The 20,894-nt window shown below is 39.6% G+C and carries 13 protein-coding genes; 8 read left to right on the forward strand and 5 right to left on the reverse strand.

Annotation, left to right across the window (positions count from 1 at the left end; all coding sequences use genetic code 11):
* Positions 1-36 precede the first annotated feature (36 nt).
* The 4 genes from HCG49_RS10520 to HCG49_RS10535 all read right to left on the reverse strand — a co-directional run bounded on the left by HCG49_RS10520 (position 37) and on the right by HCG49_RS10535 (position 8,146).
* Positions 37-801, reverse strand: a complete 765-nt coding sequence (locus tag HCG49_RS10520; protein WP_168469488.1) for a LytR/AlgR family response regulator transcription factor — start codon at positions 799-801, stop codon at positions 37-39.
* Positions 802-900: 99 nt separating this feature from the next.
* Entirely contained in the window at positions 901-2,220 is a 1,320-nt protein-coding gene (locus tag HCG49_RS10525) for a RagB/SusD family nutrient uptake outer membrane protein (protein WP_168469489.1), read from the reverse strand.
* A 10-nt stretch (positions 2,221-2,230) separates the two neighbouring features.
* A complete protein-coding gene (locus tag HCG49_RS10530; protein ID WP_168469490.1) occupies positions 2,231-5,572 on the reverse strand; it encodes a SusC/RagA family TonB-linked outer membrane protein in 3,342 nt (1,113 codons plus the stop codon).
* A 21-nt stretch (positions 5,573-5,593) separates the two neighbouring features.
* The gene (locus tag HCG49_RS10535) at positions 5,594-8,146 is read right to left on the reverse strand and encodes a zinc-dependent metalloprotease (protein WP_168469491.1); all 2,553 of its coding nucleotides are present in this window, start codon (positions 8,144-8,146) and stop codon (positions 5,594-5,596) included.
* Between the two features lie 4 nt (positions 8,147-8,150).
* Between HCG49_RS10535 and HCG49_RS18680 the strand changes: the two genes are divergently transcribed.
* Positions 8,151-8,276 (forward strand): hypothetical protein, encoded by a 126-nt coding sequence (locus HCG49_RS18680; RefSeq protein ID WP_262888038.1) that lies wholly within the window; start codon positions 8,151-8,153, stop codon positions 8,274-8,276.
* Here HCG49_RS18680 and HCG49_RS10540 read toward each other — a convergent pair.
* Positions 8,251-9,825, reverse strand: coding sequence for a histidine kinase (locus tag HCG49_RS10540; RefSeq protein ID WP_168469492.1), 1,575 nt, complete (start codon positions 9,823-9,825; stop codon positions 8,251-8,253). The two genes, HCG49_RS18680 and HCG49_RS10540, sit on opposite strands and share 26 nt — an antisense overlap.
* A 612-nt stretch (positions 9,826-10,437) precedes the next feature.
* On the opposite strand from HCG49_RS10540, the gene HCG49_RS10545 reads away from it, so the two are divergent.
* From HCG49_RS10545 to HCG49_RS10570, 7 genes are all read left to right on the forward strand, one after another.
* Positions 10,438-11,115, forward strand: a complete 678-nt coding sequence (locus HCG49_RS10545) for a hypothetical protein (protein WP_168469493.1) — start codon at positions 10,438-10,440, stop codon at positions 11,113-11,115.
* Positions 11,116-11,322: 207 nt separating this feature from the next.
* Positions 11,323-12,105, forward strand: coding sequence for a hypothetical protein (locus HCG49_RS10550; protein ID WP_168469494.1), 783 nt, complete (start codon positions 11,323-11,325; stop codon positions 12,103-12,105).
* A 42-nt stretch (positions 12,106-12,147) separates the two neighbouring features.
* On the forward strand, positions 12,148-15,168 hold the full coding sequence (locus tag HCG49_RS10555; protein WP_168469495.1) for a hypothetical protein: 3,021 nt from the start codon (positions 12,148-12,150) through the stop codon (positions 15,166-15,168).
* Entirely contained in the window at positions 15,161-15,763 is a 603-nt protein-coding gene (locus tag HCG49_RS10560; RefSeq protein WP_168469496.1) for a hypothetical protein, read from the forward strand. Before HCG49_RS10555 ends, HCG49_RS10560 begins: the two co-directional genes overlap by 8 nt.
* Positions 15,764-15,769: 6 nt before the next feature.
* Positions 15,770-16,372, forward strand: a complete 603-nt coding sequence (locus HCG49_RS10565; RefSeq protein ID WP_168469497.1) for a hypothetical protein — start codon at positions 15,770-15,772, stop codon at positions 16,370-16,372.
* A gap of 231 nt (positions 16,373-16,603) precedes the next feature.
* A complete protein-coding gene (locus HCG49_RS18685; RefSeq protein ID WP_262888039.1) occupies positions 16,604-16,735 on the forward strand; it encodes a hypothetical protein in 132 nt (43 codons plus the stop codon).
* A 5-nt stretch (positions 16,736-16,740) separates the two neighbouring features.
* Positions 16,741-20,894, forward strand: a 4,154-nt coding sequence (locus HCG49_RS10570; RefSeq protein ID WP_240938676.1) for an Ig-like domain-containing protein, incomplete at its 3' end; no start/stop codon positions are given.

Genomic DNA, 20,894 nt, shown 5'->3' on the forward strand with positions numbered 1-20,894 from the left:
AATTAGAAGGCTACAAATTATGGAACTGTAGCGAGGCTAGAAATCTAACCACTGCTTAAAAGATTTGATCTCTGTTTTGCTAAGGATTATTTTGTCCATTTGGGGAATGGTCGGACTCAATACGACCTCTAGCTTAAGATTGCTGTGTTTGATGATTCTTTTTACCGAATCGATGTTCACGATATAGTTCCTGTTGATCCTAAAAAATAGGGTAGGGTCTAGTTTGGTGATGACCTCTTTGATAGTGCTGTTGTAAATGTAGTTTTCCCCATTCTGTGCGTATAGGAACAGGTGTTTTCCTTCTGCATAAAAAAAAGCGGTTTCTTGGGTGGTAATAGAAATCAATTGATGTCCTTGTTGCACCAAAAAACGTTGTTGGTAGGTGTTTTTAAGGTGATTTAACGCCTGACTGACTAAATTCTTGGTTTCTTCTTCTTGGTATTTCTCTTTGATGACCGTAAACTTTTCCAAAGCCTCTATTAAGGCGTCCTCATCAAAGGGTTTTAGGAGGTAATCTATGGTAAAATGTTTAAAGGCCTTAAGGGCGTATTCGTCATAGGCCGTAGTAAAAATAATAGGGGCCGTAATCGTAACCGCTTCGAGGATTTCTAGGCTAGTGCCGTCTTCTAGATGAATGTCCATAAAGACCAGATCGGGCATGGCGTCCTTAAAATAAGCGATGGCCTCTTTTACAGATCCCATACTAACCACCTCCCTGATCGGAATCAATTGCTGCCGCAGTAAAACTCCCTTTAGGTAATTTGCAGCTAATTCTTCGTCCTCTATGATGGCAACCTTCATTCCTGATCTTTTTATATCGTCAAAAGTATAAAATTCAAACCTGATGCATTAAAAAAGCCCAGTAAAATACCGGGCTTTAGTTCTTGGGGGAATCTCAATTTATAAATCGGGATTATTAAGTTTGGCGTCCTTAGGATATAATAGGGTATATCTAGGGTCGTTTTTGTCCAAGGTATAGATATCCCCATTAAAGGTATGTTTGATTTCCTTTTGGGTCGTCCTTCGTAAATCGAACCATTTATGTCCTTCTAAGGCTAATTCTTTAGCTCTTTCATCGAATAGTGTCGCCTCGTAGGCAGTAGAAGCCATATTGGTGATAGCACTTTCCATAGTAGGCATATGCTCTTTGGTATACCTGTTTTCCATTAAACTCAATAATACCTCTTTTGACTGTGCCGTGTTTCCCGACTTTAGAAGGGCTTCGGCTTTTATAAGGTATAATTCGGCTACTCTAAAGGAGCATTTGAATTTTTGATCCCCGCCCTTGTTCGATTTGTATCTAGACCCGTCTTGTACAAAATATAGGCCAAAACGAAGGTCGTTTTCTTGGTCATAGCTATTGATAAAGTCGTTGTCTATATAGGCGGCATTGTTTAAAGAGGCCTGATAAACGTCTTCTAAAGCCAATATAGATTCTGGAGAATCAAAGCTATTTGGCAGGCTAGGGGTTGTATTTAAATCTACCAAGCTGTTGTTGTAGGCCAATGCCTTATTTGCAGCTTCCAAGGCTTTTTCCCAATGGTTCATATATAAATGTACTCTGGCTTCCAGGGCAAAAATGGCCGCCTTAGAAAAACGATAGTTAAGGCCCAGTTCCTGGGTGTCGGTATGAAGTCGGTTTTTTGCCGCTTCAATATCTGTCAACACTTGTTGGTACACCTCTTGAACCGAGGCCGCTTTAAACACTTGTTCCAAATCTACTTCTAGGGCCAAAGGCACGGCTTTGTCAGTGGCGGCAGTAGTCTTATCGTAAGGCTTCCCATAAAGGTTTGCCAAATCAAAATAGGCATAGGCCCTTAGAGCATGGGCTTCCCCAATAAGTTGCTCTTTTTCAACAGAGGCAGTAATGGATATTTCCCCTTGGTTGATTATGTGATTGGTGTAAAAAATAGTGTTGTAGAACTGTATCCACGGGTATGCGCCCGTTTGCGGATCGGCATCGGTATCTTTCCAGATATAAATGTCCTTATAATAGGGGGCATCCGTACTGTACTCATTTAATTGCAGTTCATCTGCTCTGAAAGCCAGTCGAGATTTGTGTCGTGGAAAGGCCTGATAGGCAGTGGTGATCAACCCTCGGTTTTCTTCCAGGGTCTTTGGGATGACCTTTCCCTCGGGTTCTATATCGAGATATTTATCGCAAGCGGTAAAGCTAGTGGCCGAAAACAGGGCTATGGTTATGTAAAAAAACTTTTTCATTTTCTGGTTTTTAGAATGATACGTTAAGGCCTAATGAAATGGACTTTGAAATTGGTTGGGCATAGATGTTTCCAAAAGTTTCTGGGTCAAAATACCCCGAGTAGTCAGTGCTAAACACAAAAAGGTTTCTACCTTCAATATTAAACCTTAGTTGGTTTATATGCAGTTTAGAGGTAATAGCTTCAGGAAGGCTATAGCCTAATCTCATGCTAGAAACCCTTAGGTAGCTCATCTCATCTACAAAGGTGTCCAAATAAGACATGGTGTTAATTGGGTTTAGATCGGCAAACCACTTATAGGCCATCCAAGAATCTCCCGTTCCCGAAGTTTCCCCAACGATACCCGGTAAATTAGATTCGGTGTTGTTTGGCGACCAAGCGTTTAGAATGTCAGTGGTATAGTTCTGACCACGGTCTACCTGACTAGGGTTATAGGGTAAATTCTTAACGACGGTCTGTTTTAAATTAAAGTTTGTAGCTACCGTAAAATCAAGGTTTTTATAGGTAAAGGTATTGATGAACCCACCACTGAACTTAGGATCCCTATCGCCTACATAGGAGAACAGTCCTCTAAACTCTTCATTGCTCAGGTTAGATTGGGTCAGGTAGCCAGGAAAGAAATCGGCCCATGGATCTACAAGGTCAAAAAATTCTACCGCACTTACCTTTTCATCGCCTTTCCAAAACATAGGGTACCCATTTTCGTCTATCCCGGCCGTTTTAATGGCAAATACTGCATTTACGGGAAGTCCTTCTCTAGATGGCAAGAAACTGTTTTCGCGAATCTGGATCTTATCTACATGACTCTTGTTGTGAGAGATGTTGAAGTTGGTAGTCCACTTAAAGTTAGGCGCCGTAATATTTCTGGTAGCTATAGAAAGTTCATATCCTTTATTGGTAACCTGTGCCCAGTTAAGGTTGGTAAATTCAAACCCATTTTCCAAGGGGACAGATTTTAAGCCAATAAGGTCCGAGCTTTTCCTTTGGTAAAAATCAAAGGCCATATTAATCCGTTGGTCAAAGAAGCCTACATCGGCACCAAGGTTATAGTTTTCTGTTTTTTCCCATCGTAATTTATCGTTTGGAGGGGAGGTAACCACTATAGAAGACTCATTGTAACCAGGTAAAATAGTAGCGTTGTTATATTCTCCAACAACAAAAGGAGAGGTGTTTCTGTCTATATTTCCCTGTAAACCATAAGAAGCTCTTAGTCTTAGGTTAGAGATGATATTGTTATCTCTTAGGAATTCTTCTTCGGAAACCAACCAAGAACCGGCAGTAGACCAAAGTGGAAGGTACTTATACTTAGGATCTACCCCAAATAAGTTGGAACCGTCGTAGCGAACACTTCCAAACAAGGTGTATTTTCTATCGTAGGTATACGATCCGGTGGCGTAAAAAGAAGCATAGGCATTCTCTACGGTAGCGCGGTCATACGCCCTATAGGTACTTTCATTGGCCGTACTTTCGTTAGGGAAAATAATAGGCTTGGTGTTTAAGGTCTTCTTATCATACCCAAAACCTTGGGTAGCGATTATTTTGGAATCAGACCTTCGTAACTCAGATCCTACCATAGCTTCAATTTCGTGTTTGTCGCCAATAATAGTGCTATACTCTAAAAGGGATTTCCAATTGTATTGAAAGAAGTTGTCTTCCCAGTTTTGGATTACCCCGCCCTCAGGTAAGAAATAATAGTAACCGCCACGATCGGAACTATAGCGTCTTGTTTTTTCGCGTATTTTTCTGGTAAAATAAGAATCGGCCGCACCATATTTTTCGGTGCTGTTATGGTTTAATTGTAACCCTAGTTGTGTAGACAGTTTTAAGTCGTTACTAATGCTGTACGACGCATCGAAAATAGCTTTTAGAGCATTGTTGTTTAAGTCGTAGGACGTATTCTCTCTTTCTTCCAAGAAATTAAAAGGTACATAGCGACCTTCAAAACCTTCTATGTCCTGATCGTAATTATAGCTGCCATCTTCTTTATATGGAGCTAAATATGGGTTGGCATTTCTAGAATAGTTGGCAGGATTGGTAAAGGCATCGGTTCCGGTGACATAAGACTCTTTGTTGGACTGTGATGCAAATAAGGATACGCCGGCCTTGAAACGATCAGACAATTGATAATTGTTCTTCAATGTAATGTTATAGCGCTCATATCCGGTACCTATGGTAGTACCGTCTTCATTGTAGTACCCTAATGAGAAATAGTAATCAGATTTTTCAGCACCACCAGCGATGCTTAAGCTGTATTGTGTGTTTGCGGCAGATTGGTACAATAGATCGCCCCAATTGGTTTGGTTCTCTTTTAAAGAATTTAGCGCCATTTGGGTGGCATTGCTTAATCCACTAAAGCCGTTATTTCTGTAAGCATCCAATTCGTTGGCCGAATTAAGGATGCGCATTACTTCTCCCTTATTGACTCTAAAGTCTAAATCGTCGCGTTGGGCCAGTGCCAGTTCAAAAGCTACTTTTTCACTAGCGTTCATTAGATTCAGTTTATCCATATCCGGACGCATTGTATAAAAGGTATTGGCAGAGAAATTAATGTTCATTTTCCCTTTGGTTCCTTTTTTAGTAGTGACCACAATAACCCCATTGGCAGCTCTTGCTCCGTAAATAGCGGTTGCAGCGGCATCTTTAAGGATGGTAATATCTTTGATGTCATCGGGGTTGATTCCGGCGATGGCATAGTTTCTAAGTTGATCTATATTGTCTTTGTCTCCAAAATTAGGAACGTCGTTGCCTTCCAATGGCAAGCCATCTATTACCCAAAGCGGGTCTTGGGGCCCAGAAAGGGAGGCAGTACCTCTGATCCTGATTTTTGCAGGGGTTCCTGGGGCACCTGTTTCTGAAGTAACAACCACACCGGCAGCCTGCCCTTGTAGTAATTGATCTACACTCGCAACCCCGATTTGTTGGGCATCTTTCATGTTTACCTGTGCTACAGAAGCGGTTAGCTTTCTTTTTTCTACCTTTTGGTAACCGGTAACGACCACCTCGTTCAGCGTATTTAGCTCTTCTACAAGATACACCTCATAGGAGGTTTTGGCTCCAATATAGAGCATCTGGGTTTCATACCCCATATAGCTAACGGTAAGCTTAGTAATGCCGTTAGGGATCGTAAGGCTAAAATTTCCGTCAAAATCGGTAATGGCACCAATACTGGTGCTTTCGATAATGCCCTCGACACCGGTTTCGTTGGCGATGGATTTAGAATCTACAAAGACAGAGGCGCCTGGTAATGGCAACCCGTCGGTTTTGGAAAATACCTGTCCTGTGATGCTCCGGCTATTTTGGCTGAACCCAAGGACGGGGATTAGTAATAAAAGTAAAAATCGCACTTTTTTCATTGATCGTTGGTTTATGGGGTTTTAGTTGTTGATTGCTTGTTCTATTCTATTGATGAGGTCTAAATAATGCGCACGTGTTTCCTGATCGCCCTGTTTTTTCTTCTTTTTTAATAGCTGAAGAAGGGCGTGCAATTCTCCCTTTTTAATAGAGGTTACCTCCGAGACGCGTTTAATAGAAGTGTAATTGATATTTCTGGCCGAAATGTCTTCTTTTACCATATAGTTACATAGGGTAGGGGTTTGTAGTCGCTTAGAGACTTCCAAGGTTTTTTTCGAAGTCTTTTGGAATAGCTTGTTAATATCTACGATTAAAACATCGACGTAGTTTTTTTGTGCCATGCGCTCAAAAAGGGTCAGGGATTTGTTGTTATAGGTCTTCTTAAAAACATGCTTTCTTACCGTATGGAACAAGGCTTGGTTGCTATAGCGCTCTTCATTCTTGTTTTGGAACATAGTAGCTTCTGACAACCTTAAAAGTCGAGCATCGCTGAACAGGCTGTAGAAGGCCGAATATTGGAGTTCCCGTGCCAAGGTGTAGGGAGAATATTCGTAAGGCCCCAAGGGAGAGTCTTTTAACGGAAAGGTTTTTTCCGAGATATCATTGACAAACAGCCATTCTGGAACTGTAAAAACGTTTTCGTTTAAGTAGTCTACCGCCCTTTGCTGCATTTCTGCAGGTACATTTTCGTAGGCTTTTTTCTGGTCTCCGTGAACGGTATTATTAAGGTATACCCCTCCGATATTATTGATGACATGGTTGTTGTATAATTGCCATTGTCCAATAACCCCCATATATAATTTTCCTGTTTTATAGTAGGTGTCTCCTTCTACATAAGTCCACTCCAGGGCGTTGTCTATAACGCGCTTTAAGTTTTTTATACCGTATTGGCTAGCCAAAACAGCGTCGTTGCCTAAATCTTCGGATTGGGATCTAGGGTCAATAGTATTGTGGTAGTCCTGTGTTTCTCCGTAAAAGTACAACGGATCGTTATTGTGCTCGGTCACCAGGGCCGTTAAGAAGTCTTCTTCGGTTGTAGTATCGGGGAACCATTGGTACCCCCACTGGATAGCGTATTTGTCATACACCCCTATTTTTGGGGTAATGGCTTCGACTTCATCTTCGGGCTGTGCTACGTAGTTGTAACGGGCATAATCCATAATAGAAGGGGCAGTACCGCCCATTTTTTTGGTAAAGGTTTTGGAGCGTAACGAATCTACTTCAAAAGCAAAAGAAGACCCCATATTGTGTTTTAAGCCAAAGGTATGTCCCACCTCATGAGAGGATACAAATCGGATAGCTTCTCCCATATGTGCATCGGCAAAGGTGTTGCTTCGCGATTTTTCATCAATGGGGCCTGTTTGTATACGCATCCAACTTTGTAGGGAGGTCATTACATTATGCCACCAAATGATATCGGCTTCAATGATTTCACCACTTCTTGGATCTACGACCGATGGTCCCATCGCGTTCGATTTAGGAGAGGCAGCATAAGTGATCACGGAATAACGTACATCGTCTATATCAAAATCTGGATCGTTCTCGGGAGCGTCCAAAGCAACAACGGCATCTTTAAATCCGGCTTGTTCAAATGCTTTTTGCCAGTCGATGACCCCTTGTTTAATAAAAGAGCGCCATTTTGCTGGAGTCGCAGGATCTATATAAAATACAATTGGTTTTTTGGGCACTACCAGTTCTCCTTTTAAATAACGGGCTACATCCTGATCCTTAGGTTCTAGGCGCCAGCGGGTAATGAGTTCCTTTTCTAACATGGCATGCTGCTCATCGTTAAAATACCAGCGTTTTTTGGTAAAGAACCCAAGACGTTTATCTAAAAATCGTGGCGTCATAGGTTCCTTGGCAAGCAATACAATATTAGAGGTAATACCTATGGTCAATGGTACTGCAGCACCCCCTTCAGAGATGGAAGTGGTAAGGTCTGACTTCACTACTATGTTTCTAGGGAAGGTTTTTAATTCGGAAATAAAAGAGAGACTCGATTTTGCCGAACCCCCTAGGCCGGTATTGTTGAATACGTCATTAAAACTTTTCTCACTACCATCAAATACCTTATTGATCTTAATAACCGTCGAAGGAGTTTTTGTGTTGATCGAAACAATATCAAACCCTTCTATGATAGAAGCCGAAAAATTGTTTTTTACAGATAGGGTAATAGCATCGTTTTCTGGAGAGGATACCATTGGCACCGAGGTGCGTACCCAAACCTTGTTAAGCAGGGTGTCCTTGGAAAAAGTGATCACCTTGTTCTCAAACTCCATCCCTTTGTTAAGTCCAGCTTCGTTGAGCTGCAAAGGGACTTTAGATATTTTGTTTACGATCAGGAATTCTCTTCCCAAGAGGGTGTCGGGAATTTCAAAATAATAGTCTTTCTTGGCTTTTATGATATTGAAAATACCCGTTTCTAGCGTACCATCTTTTATAAGGGCTTGATACTCTTTTAAATCTGTTGTTTTCGTGGAGTCCTTATCTTTTTCTGGCTGCTTTTGTGCATGTATGGCGTTGATACCCATAAGTAGGAGAAAACCGATCCACCACACTCTGTAAACTTTGATCATAGATATGTTTGAGTTAAAAAATCCGGTAAAACTCTATGTCACGGCCGAAGAATCAAAGCAAAAGGGAGTAGACGGTACAAAAAGTGGAGTGAGTGTCATTAGTTTTATAGTAGGGGGAGTTCGCAAATAAAAAAAGAATCTTGTTTATAGGTTTTAACCCCGTCATTTTTATAAAACCCATAGATACTTTCTAAGTATTGCAGTCCAAATTGAAGCCCTTTTTCCGGATTTTCCTTTACTTGAAGGGTATTCTTTACGATAACCACCTTATTTAGGATGTGAATAGTAATCAACAATGGGTGTTCCTTGGTCGCTATATTGTGTTTTATGGCATTTTCTACCACCGTTTGTAGGGCCAGATATGGAATTTTTTTTCGTAAGGCTTGTTGGTCGTCGATGTCTATATGAAACTGAAGTTTGGTGTTAAACCTCGTTTTTTGAAGAAATAGGTACTCTTTTATAAAATCCATTTCGTCCGAAAGCGAAATGATGTTTTGCTGGGGAGGACTTATTAGGTACCGATAAATTTTTGAGAGTTTAAAGGTGAATTTCTTTGACAGGGGCACATCCTGATCTATAAGAGTATATAAAGAATTTAGGGAGTTAAAAAGAAAGTGCGGGTTGATCTGATTTTTTAACTGTTGTAATTGCAAAAAGGCACTCTCCTTCTGAAAGACCTCCTTCTCAATGGCCAATCGGCTTTTTTCTTCTTGTAACAGCACTATGGCCTTGTATTCTTTTTTGATGCTTTTATTAAAGTAAAAAAACACAAATAAAAGAAGTAGGGCAGAGGTGAAATAGACGGTGTAGCTGTATTTTTTTATAATTCCAATGTTTTCTTCGTTTAAGCTTTTTGGGTAATTAACAGCGATATACCACTCTTCTCCACCAATATGTAAAGGTTTGATAAAACTGATTACATCGAGCTGTAAGAATTCTGATTGTACCAGGCGTTCGGAAAAACCATCCTCGGCAATCGTGGTGTCCTGAGGGGATAAGGGGGTAAAGCTAAAAACATTTTTACCAATATTATCGGTATCTGGATGCAACAAACATATACCGTCTTTATTAAACACATAGGCATAACTCGAGGAATAGTTATCGATGTCCCAAAAAGCCTTTTGGATGGCCATAACATCTAGGTCGTACCCATAATGCAAGGTTTCGTTTTGTAGGGGAATGCTAATACTGTTCCGCCAAAGGTATTTTTCAGAACCTTCTTCTTGTATTACAGTGCTGGAGATGCCATTTTTCGGTAGGATAGTATCCTTTAGTAGCGCTGCTTTAATGTTGTTGCTGTCTCGATGATGTGACTTAAAAGAAAGGTGGTTGATGCCAGAAGGACTTGTGGTATAATACCAGGTAGCGCGGACGGTGCTGTCTAATAATTGCAATTCACTTAATAGCGCTAGGGAGTGGTTATGGGAGGTGAACCGACTTTCCTCGGGGACTAATTTCGCCACATCGAGCAATGGCTTTTGTAATTCTTGAAACTGAAGGCCAATCAGGTCGTATTTTTTTTGAAAACTTCGTTTGGCAATGTCCTTGCCTACGTGCTGCACTTCTGAGGAAATAAGGTAGCTCAATACAAAAGTGGCAATGATAGTGATAATGACTACCACGAAAATCACGGAGATATTTCTATTGCGAGAAAAGTTGTTTTTTAGAAATTCCTTCATGGAGGGCTTTTTTGTGACTGTAGAAAAAGTGGGCAAAGGTACGATAAATGAAAGAATTACATGGGGTTAGATAAGGGGTGGTGTGAGTTATATAAAAAACGGTTCCGGGAAATAAGCATTGATATAATAGTATTGTCTCGTCACGGTGGCTTGCAAAAGGAAACCTAAAAATGAAGTAGTTGGTTGTTTTAAAAGTTTACTGAAATGATAATTTCTATTATGTTTTGTCTTATTTGTGAAGATAGGATAGCTCTTTTCGCAGCAAAAATCTAAATTAAGCGTTCTTCACTAGAAAAGGAGGCATGAAATTCTTCTTTTTTACCTCCTTTTATGGCTTCAAAAACGCTAAAAAATGTTATAAAAATAGAATTTATAAAGTTTTATTGTTAAAATATTAGCAACATGATTTTTATCATATAAAAGTTAAAAATCAGCTAAAAGCCCCTATTTGCTTGCGTTTGTATATATAAAATGTAAGGATGAAAGCTACATTAATACAATTAAAACATTGATATATGAAGGTTAAGTATTACAAAGTTCAAAAACTAAATACTATATTCGCATTTAATTAAAGTAATTAATGACTAATTAATAATTAAATAGCCAATAAATATGAAAAAAATAAAATTAGTGTGTTTTTTAGCGGTAACACTTTCTGCTTTTAATATGAAAGCTCAGACGGCGCCGACTATTACAGAGACAGTAGATGGAGTATTTACTTCTGCACCGGTAGGCCATGCATTATCGATCGCAGTCCCGGATCTTGCTTTGTTGAATATTATGACCATAGATGGTACGATCGCTAATGGAGAGGGGGTTGACTATAATATCGCAAACCTTTTAAGTGCAAATAGCGGCTTAGTGGCTGGGGATTTTGATCTAGACCTAATTCCTAGCAAGACCTTTTGGCTTAATTATACCAGTGTAATTGGAACGGTTATAGAAGGAATTGTTGGTACAAGGACGATTAATGTTGAATTAGCTGGTGATTTGCCAACCGGTATGGATTTACAAATAACGCCAACTACAGCTGCAAATGGAAATGGGGCCTTAGGTACAGCAGTGTCAACTGCCGTTAAATTAGGAACTTCAATAGCGGAAAATGTCCCAACACCTTTGGTAACGGGTATTGGAAGTGGCTTTACTGGTACAGGTACAAATGGCGTAAAGTTAACATACTCTTTAGTTTTTGATGCCGAAGCGGACTTTACAGATTTTAAGGCAGGTACCTACTCGCCTACAATAACCTATACCTTATCGGACTGGGATGATCTAGTTCCAGTTCCATAGGGTTAATTAAATAAAATTAAAACCATAACATGGTTTCCAGTCATACTATTGGAAACCATTTTTTACATAGAGGTCTTATTATTGTGATCTTTTTTCTGTGAATTCGATCATAAGTTTACAACATTTCAATTCAGGAGATAAACTCAATTATTTTACCGCATTTAGGGTAAATGTTGTTATAAAATCAATTAATACGTAACTATCCGAATGAAAATCAGATTTATTAGTTTTATTATCTGCTTACTTTTTGTAATTCCATTGTTTTCCAATGTTTCGATTATTAACGGTTTAACCCATATAAATTCTGGAGCTTCTGGGGATGTTTTTTCTGGCGAGGTTATTTTACTTAATAGTTCGGATACAGCGCAAAGGGTCTCCTTTGAATTGAACGATGCTATATTGTCTTGTGGGGCAGCGGTATATTTTTCAAATGAGGAAACTCATGCCCATTCCTCAAAAACCTGGTTTAAAGGCGAGGTGATGGATAAACTATTAAGACCTCAGGAAAAATATGCATTCCGGTTTACCATAACAATTCCAAAGGATCAAAACTTAAAAGGTACTTTTTGGTCCAACTTAACAGTAAATGTAGAGCAACCCATTAGTGAAGATCGTTTGACAACCAATTTTGCGTTGGAGTCTAAAATTAGGTACTCGGTTCGGTTTTTGACCCATGTGAACAATTTTGATCAGATCAATGTAGACTTTAAGAGTATAGATAAGAAAGAAGACGACTCAAAGAAAAAGCTATCCATAACCTTGGTAAACCAAGGCTTGTTTTTAGAAAGTACTAGGGTAACCATGGAAGTTTACAACCAAGAGGGGACCAAAGTTTTAGAGGATATTTCTCCTAGAAATATGATTTTTCCGGGCAGCTGTACTGGTTTTGAAATAGACATTTCTACTCTCTCTAAGGGGGAATATAACTGTGTTTTGTTGGCAGACTCTCGGGAAGAATACGTTGGAACCAATTTTAGTTTAAAACTATAATAATTTTTAATTTCCGCTAAAGCCGAGTCTCTAATTTGCCTAATGAATAGGAATATCCGTACCCGCATCTTATTGGCGATTGTTTTTTATCTCTTAAGTACACAAGAATTTGGTCCCGAAAGATGGAGGTCCTATTTTGGTGGGTATTACCTCTCAGATCAAGATCTGGCAATTGTCTTGGGTGAGGAGCAGGAAGATTCCACAGTAGTTTTGTTTAATTCGGTAACTAAAGGAGAAAAGTCCAAACTTAATGGCGCGGGAAAAAATAAATCCGAAAACAATAAGGAAATACCTTGGGTGAATGAAGATGAAAACGCTCATATTTCTGTTAATGTATTGGAAGAAGACGACATCTTTCAGAAGCACAAAAATCGAGAAGAGCAACCTTTATTAGGCTCAGAATTAAGCGGATTAATAGAGTTTAAAATATTAAACAAGAACGAAAATTTTGCAACTAAAAAACAGTATACCCTGTTGTTGGAAATTATAAATAATGGGAATGATATTCAGAATGCCAATCTAGGGGTCCAACTACCAGAGGTTTGGCAATTGATTTCAGTTAATAAGATTGGTGCTCTTAAGAAGGGCGAGAAAAAGATAGCGACAATTAGTTTTTATATCCCTTCAAATGCTTCTTCTGGTGAGGTTACAGCTACTTTTGAGCTTTCTGATATAAAGGATTATGTATTGGCCTCACATTGCGCAAATCTTAAGGTAGCCATGAACTATGATTTAGAGCTGTTCAATGTACATTTTCCTCCATATGTTGAGGCAGGGGAAACCATCAATGCTTCCTATGCCGTAAAAAACATAGGAAATACAGTTCAGGAAATCCGACTAGATTCTAGGAACAGTATTCAAGGCAATGACCATTTCAGTATAGCACCCGATTCTATCATTATGGTACAGCTAGAGCAAAAAACAGATGCTAAAAGTTACGGTTTTACCAGTATTAGTACCAATCTGGAAATTACCAGCGAGGAATCTGGGGAAAAATATAGGGCGTTTAATTCGGTTAAGGTTTATCCGGTAACCATAGCGAAAAAAGACCCCTATTTAAGATTTCCTATGAAAGCAAGTGTTTATTACAATAGCTATACTGGTAAGGAAGATCATTATTCCTCTATGTCTTTTGAAGTCTCCGGAAACGGATATCTGGACAAGGCTAAGGAACATCATATAGATTTTTTGCTACGAGGGCCAGACCAAGATAGAAGAAGGTACTTCGGTATACGAGATCATTATAGTTTAAAGTATAAGTATAAAACAACGACCAATTTAACCTTGGGCGATCACAGCTTTTACTTAAATAGGCTGGGAATCATGGGGAAGTACGGGCAAGGATTTAAAATAGACCAGCAAGTTAAAAACTGGATCCTAACTGCTTTTTATACCAAACCAAGGCAGAATGATTATGATCCAGAGGCCTTTTACGGTCTAAAGACAGCATATAAGGTAAACAAAACATTAAGTAGCAGCCTTTCCTATTCCAAAACCAAGAGGTTAGACCCGTTTTTTTCTGGCGCTGTTAATGAGGATAGATTTGAGGAGGGGGAGTTGGTGACTTTAGGCATGGATTACAAAGGCAAGAAAACTTCCGTAACGTCAGAAACATCGGTTAGTAGTACCAATAAAGATACGGACTATGCTAATTATATCAACCTAAGTCAGCGTTTTGGGAAGCTTCATTATTCGGGGAGTTTTACGGTGGTCGGAGAAAATTACTTTGGTACAATGAATAACAGTTTGCAATATTCCAATTCCCTTAACTACAATCTAAAGGAATGGGATTTTCGTCTAGGACAAGGAATGTCTAGAGTTAATAAAAGATTAGATCCCTTATATTATGCGGCCGAACCTTATTACGAAAATTTATATGCTACGGTACGCTATCGTATCAATAAGAAAAATTCTTTGAATTTTAGGATCGATCAGAGAATGAGAGAAGATAGGTTAGAGCCTAAAAACTACCATTACAAAGAAAACGGTTTCGATTATGGGTACTCCTATAATTCCACTTTCTATACTGTTGGCTTTAACGGCAGAATGGCTAAATCGCAGGACTTATTGGCCGAGGATTTGGAGTATAATTTAGGGTATTCCCATAGTTTAAACCTTAGCTATTATTTAGCGAAAAATTTTAGCTTTTTTGGTAATATCAATCATATGTATAGCAAACGCTATAAATACAATAAATATAGTTCGGTAAATTATAGTCTAGGAATTAATCACAAGATCAATAATAAGCTGCAATGGAACGCCAATTTTAACAGCGGATTTAGTCCAGAAGAATCCTATCTAAGAAGGGATTATATAAGTTTAAATGTTTTATCCCAATTAACTAAAAATCATCACTTCGAGATACGTACAAATTATTACGAAAACCCAGGGGTAACGAATCAAAAAGAATTGTTTGCCTATGGTAAGTACACTTATAACTTTGGTGTTCCCCTAAAAAAGGTAATCGCAGATGGCGTCGTGAAAGGGCGTGTAACAGCTGGGGATAATTCCATTGATATTAAAGGAATCAAGATTAATGTTGCAGGAAAAACGGTGATGACTAGTAAAGATGGAGTGTTTGAAATTAATAATATTCCTATTGGGAAAAACTATGTCCTAATTGACCAGTCTAGTCTGCCCGCGAAAGCAATTGTTGCTTCCAATGTACCCTATGAGGTTGTCGTAGATAAAACTAGAACTCCCTTTTTACATATAGAATTAGTAAAAGCGGCTAGTCTACACGGTAAAATTAATTTAAAATCAACGGATCCTGCCCATCAAGACAAAAGCTTACGGGGGTACCTGAAGTTAGAAACAGAAGGCGCTGTATTGTATACAGAATCTAATGATGAAGGGGAGTTTACGTTTGATAACATTATTCCTGGAAAATATGTTGTGACCATTCTCAGATTGAAGAACAATGAGAATTTGTTTCAATATGGAAAAACTGCGCAAATAATAGTTGAAGATGGGGGGGAGTACTTCGTGAATATCGATTTGGAATTAAAACAACGGAATATAAAATTTAAGAACAAGAATTTTAATATAGATTGGAATGAATAATTTTTGCCGATTGGTTAGGTGTGTTATGATGTTTTTTTGTTTTCAGGGTACTTCTCAGGAAATATTGGATGTAAGTGATTTAGCTACTTATATTTTGGGGGGTGATCAAAAATCTGTGAGTGCTAATTTAGAACTATTGCCTATTTCATTACTTAATATCACCACTGATATATTAGGTGTGGCCAGTTTTAATAAAGATACAGATGTAAGGGTAGCCGGATATCCAGCTTTTGGGACTATCGCCAATGGTGGTGAGGCTACATTAGAATCGTTTTGGTTAAATTATACGGTACGTTCCCTAGATCTCTTGGATAAATTTAAAATCGTAGTTAGTACCAACCAACCCCTGCCGGAAGGAATGACTCTTGAGGCCCAGATTATCAATGTTTCGGGTTTGAATAATTTTAATAGCACACCAATAATGCACCCCATACTCCTGAGTGAGGTAGAGCAGGTGATTGTTGATGATATTCCAAACGGAAATACCGAGGTGGGAGTCGGAAAAGGATTTCAAGTAAAATATACTCTTAATGCAACAAACGCGGGTGAATTGCCTTCCGGATTTCAAGTTATCTATCAATTGGCCATTAAATAATTTCTTATGAGTTTTAGATTGTATTCGTTTATTTTTTTACTAAATATTTCTCTTGGTTTCGGGCAAATAAAACAAGGAACATTAAATGTTACTGGATACCCTAATTTTAAGCAAACATTGAATGAGGTGGTTACGGAACCAGGTGTAGACGATAACTTAGGGGTAGAAACCAATATGAATACCAGTATGCTGTCTTTTACCTTAGATGAGTCTTCAGGAACTATTTTAGGGGGAGGAATTGTCTCTTCATTAGTTAATTGTAGTAATCATATATTTAGATATAAGGTTTTTATGCACCGGTCTTCGCATCCAGAGTACGATAATATGGTGGTGATGGCAAGGGTTACTGGGGAAGGAGCGCGATTTCCTAGCAGCATTCCCTATGATAATTTGCCAGGCGGAATCTTAGGGCCAAGAAATTTAACGCCCGCAAATAATGGTCAATATATTGCTATTCCTGATAGTCCCTTTAGAGCAACTAAAATAATGGAATTTATAGGATGTTGGAGAGATATTCCTATCCAATATAAAATATTGCCAAGTGCCAAAAGTCCGGTTAACCCCCCTGATTTTGAAATCTTTTTCACCGTGGTTGGAAGTGTATTATAGCGGCTAAAGTTTGTTTTATGTTTTTGCCTAAAGATTATTTATATGTAAACCGTCCTTCAACCCGCCTTTTCTGTATCGTTTATAAAAAAAGATAAAATCATCCTTTTTTTTGAATTACTGTAAATAGTTGATAAATATCAAATTAGCTGTGTTTTTTATCGAAGAAATTTGTCGTTTATCTATGAAAGTAGGAAATTAGGGTGTTTTTTTATCCATTTTTTCTGCTAAAAAATGAAGGTAGAATTTGGACTGGGTATTGGGAAGAAGAATAACCAACAGTTATGGATCGTCACTTATTATATGTTAGAGACGCTCATTTTTAAAGCAATAAAATTAAAATTATACAAAACCATTAAATTATAGTCTGTATGAAAACAAATTACCCCTTATGTTTTATTTATGGTGTCCTATACATGTTATTCTTGTATTCACCTACAGTTTTCGGAAAGGAATTTGCAATTTCAGATCATATAGGGTCAATTACTACTATTAATCCAGAGAATGCTACATGCAATCAATTAGAACCTCTGGTCAATAATGCTAAATTCGATCACTTAACAGCTGAGACTATTCCTCTAGGTGGTCTCTGTATACCGATAATTGGTGATGTCGATAAACTGGTAGACACAAATTTAAATAGTCCTACCAATCTTTCTCTTACAGGATTGGGCTGTGAAGTAGAATTAGGAGTTAAAGATTCTGACCATAGTTATCCTTCAGGAACCTTTGCAGGCTTTAAGGTCAGTGGAGCAGGCTTATTACAGGCTTCAATAGGCGCTTCTGTGGAAATAAGCACTTATAGAAATGGAGCTTTTGTAGAAAAGAAAACAGTGGTTAGTGAGACTATAGGTTTAACAACTAGTCTTTTGGATGCCGATGGTAATATCGTTTTAGGGTTTGTTACGACAAAAGGTTTTGATGAAATTAGAATAAAATACGAATCCTTGCTAAACGTTTTGTTTTCAGCACAGGTATATCATCCTGTTATAAAAAAGTTTTGTGAGGGACCTGCGTTAAACTGTAATGAACCAAAAGCTCTTAAAGCTCCAGATTTTCCTGTCGTTATTAATAACACAAATACTGGCATAGAAGGGGTACTATGTGCTTCGTGTGTAGTAAGTGATGCGGAAAACGTAATTTCTTCCAATGATTTTGATTTTGCAACAATCGATTTAACTGTGGGAGTAGTAGCGGCAGGATCCATTGCTGTGAAAGATCAACTCGGTAGTTACCCTAGTGGTACTTTTGCCGGATTCGATATTGGAAATACAACATTATTAGGGGTAGAATTACTTAATGCCATTACTATTACAACTTATGAAGATGGAATATTAAAGGAGTCAAAAACAGGTGTCGACAACTTATTATCGGTAAATTCTTTTTTGTTAGAAGGAAACGGACGCCAAGTGGTAGGTTTTGTTTCATCGGATAGTTTTGATGAAGTAAAAATAACCATTGCCAACACCCTAGCAGTAAACGTAGGGGCTACCAAAGTATTTAAAGCAGTTGTCGAAAAATTCTGTGAATTAGGGATCGGTTGTAATGAAACTTATTTTTTAAACGATGGCGTAGATGGTTTTCCTGTGGTTGTCAGCAGTGAAAAAACCGGAACTGGAGGCATAGCTTGTGTTGGCTGTAGTATTGATAATACACGGTATGTGATCTCCCCTAATCCTCAAGATTATGCAAGTCTTAAAATGGCGGTAGGAGTTTCGGGTATTAATTCTATATCGGTAAAGAACGTTCTTAGTAACTATCCTATTGGAAGTGTTGCCGGGTATGCTATAGAAGATTTACAGGGTTTATTAGAAGTAGATTTATTGAACTCTTTGACTGTTTCCACCTATTTAGATGGTAATTACCAGGAGAGTGCAAGCGGATTAGACCTATTGCAATTAACGGTATTGGTAGATATTATTGGATCATCTGCAGGTCGATATAATATCGGTTTTGAAACAAGTAAGCCTTATAATGAAATTAAAATTTCTGTTAGTTCATTGGTAAGTGTTGAAAATGATCTACGTGTTTTTGGGGCATTTGTTGATACTAGTATTGCCAATGACCCTGCCAATGGTTTTGATTGTTTAGATACTACAGCTCCAAGTCTAGATATCACTTTGGCCGATACTACACTTAGCATAGGGGACACTACGGAAGTTACTTTTACTTTTAGTGAGGAAATAAAAGAGTTTGACACTACGGATATTACCGCAGATAACGGTACCATATCTAATTTGGTTATTACAGCGGACTCTACCGTTTGGAAGGCCACTTTTACACCAAATGAAGACGTAGAATCGGACACGAATACCATTTCTGTCGGTACAGATTATACAGATAAGATGGGCAACAAAGGAGCTTCGGCCGATTCGCCCAATTATATTATTGATACTAAAGCCCCGACAGTACCAACGGTTGAATCTCAAATAACCAATGATACCACTCCAGTTCTCAATGGAACTGCAGAGGTAGGTACCACGATTGACGTAACAGTAGGCGGGGCAACCTATATCACCACCGCTGATGGCTCTGGAAAATGGAGCATAAATACTGAAACGGCTACCCCTGATAGCGGAGTCTTCAATCCGGATGTCAACGGAGAAAATGAGGTAGATGTTACCAGTACAGATGCGGCCGGGAACAGTACTTCCGATACAACCACCTTAGAACTTACTATCGATACCACCGCACCGGTTGTACCAACGGTAGAATCTCAAATAACCAACGATACTACTCCTGTTCTCAATGGAACGGCAGAAGCAGGTACCACGATTGACGTAACAGTAGGCGGGGCAACCTATGTCACCACCGCTGATGGTTCCGGAAACTGGAGCATAAATACGGAAACGGCTACCCCTGATAGCGGAGCCTTCAATCCGGATGTCAACGGAGAAAATGAGGTAGAGGTTATCAGTACAGATGCGGCCGGGAACAGTACTTCCGATAATACCACCTTAGAACTTACGATCGATACCACCGCACCGGTTGTACCAACGGTAGAATCTCAAATAACCAATGATACTACTCCTGTTCTCAATGGAACAGCTGAGGCTGGCACCACGGTTGACGTAACAGTAGGCGGGGCAACCTATATCACCACCGCTGATGGCTCTGGAAAATGGAGCATAAATACTGAAACGGCTACCCCTGATAGCGGAGTTTTCAATCCAAATGTCAACGGAGAAAATGAGGTAGATGTTACCAGTACAGATGCGGCTGGGAACAGTACTTCCGATAATACCACCTTAGAGCTTACCATCGATACCACCTCACCGGTTGTACCAACGGTTGAATCTCAAATAACCAATGATACCACTCCTGTTCTCAATGGAACTGCAGAGGTAGGCACCACGGTTGACGTAACAGTAGGCGGGGCAACCTATATCACCACCGCTGATGGTTCCGGAAACTGGAGTATCGATACGGAAACAGCTACCCCTGATAGCGGAGCCTTCAATCCGGATGTCAACGGGGAAAACGAGATAGTAGTTACGAGCACGGATGCGGCCGGGAACAGTACTTCCGATACAACCACCTTAGAACTTACGATCGATACCACCGCACCGGTTGTACCAACGGTAGAATCTCAAATAACCAACGATACTACGCCTGTTTTGATAGGAACAGCAGAGGCTGGCAACACGATTGACGTAACAGTAGGCGGAGCGACCTATATCACGACCGCTGATGGTTCTGGAAACTGGATCATCGATACGGAAACGGCTACCCCTGATAGCGGAGTCTTCAATCCAAATGTCAACGGAGAAAATGAGGTAGAGGTAACGAGCACAGATGCGGCCGGGAACAGTACTTCTGACACCACCACCTTAGAACTTACTATCGATACCACCGCACCGGTTGTACCGACGGTAGAATCTCAAATAACCAAGAATACTACGCCTGTTTTGAAGGGAACAGCAGAGGCGGGTACCACGGTTAACGTAACAGTAGGCGGAGCGACCTATATCACGAACACTGATGGTTCCGGAAACTGGAACATCGATACGGAAACTGCTACCCCTGATAGCGGAGTCTTCAATCCGGATGTCAACGGAGAGAACGAGGTAGAGGTTACCAGTACAGATGCGGCCGGGAACAGTACTTCGGATAATACCACCTTAGAACTTACTATCGATACCACCGCACCGGTTGTGCCAACGGTAGAATCTCAAATAACCAATGATACCACTCCTGTTCTGAAGGGAACAGCAGAGGTAGGCACCACGGTTGACGTAGCAGTAGGCGGAACGACCTATATCACCACCGCTGATGGTTCCGGAAACTGGAGCATAAATACGGAAACGGCTACCCCTGATAGCGGAGTCTTCAATCCAAATGTCAACGGAGAAAATGAGGTAGAGGTTATCAGTACAGATGCGGCCGGGAACAGTACTTCCGATAATACCACCTTAGAACTTACTATCGATACCACCGCACCGGTTGTACCCACGGTTGAATCTCAAATAACCAACGATACTACTCCTGTTCTCAATGGAACAGCTGAGGCTGGCACCACGGTTGA

This window comes from Arenibacter sp. 6A1 (assembly GCF_012272855.1).
Taxonomy (GTDB): Bacteria; Bacteroidota; Bacteroidia; order Flavobacteriales; family Flavobacteriaceae; genus Arenibacter.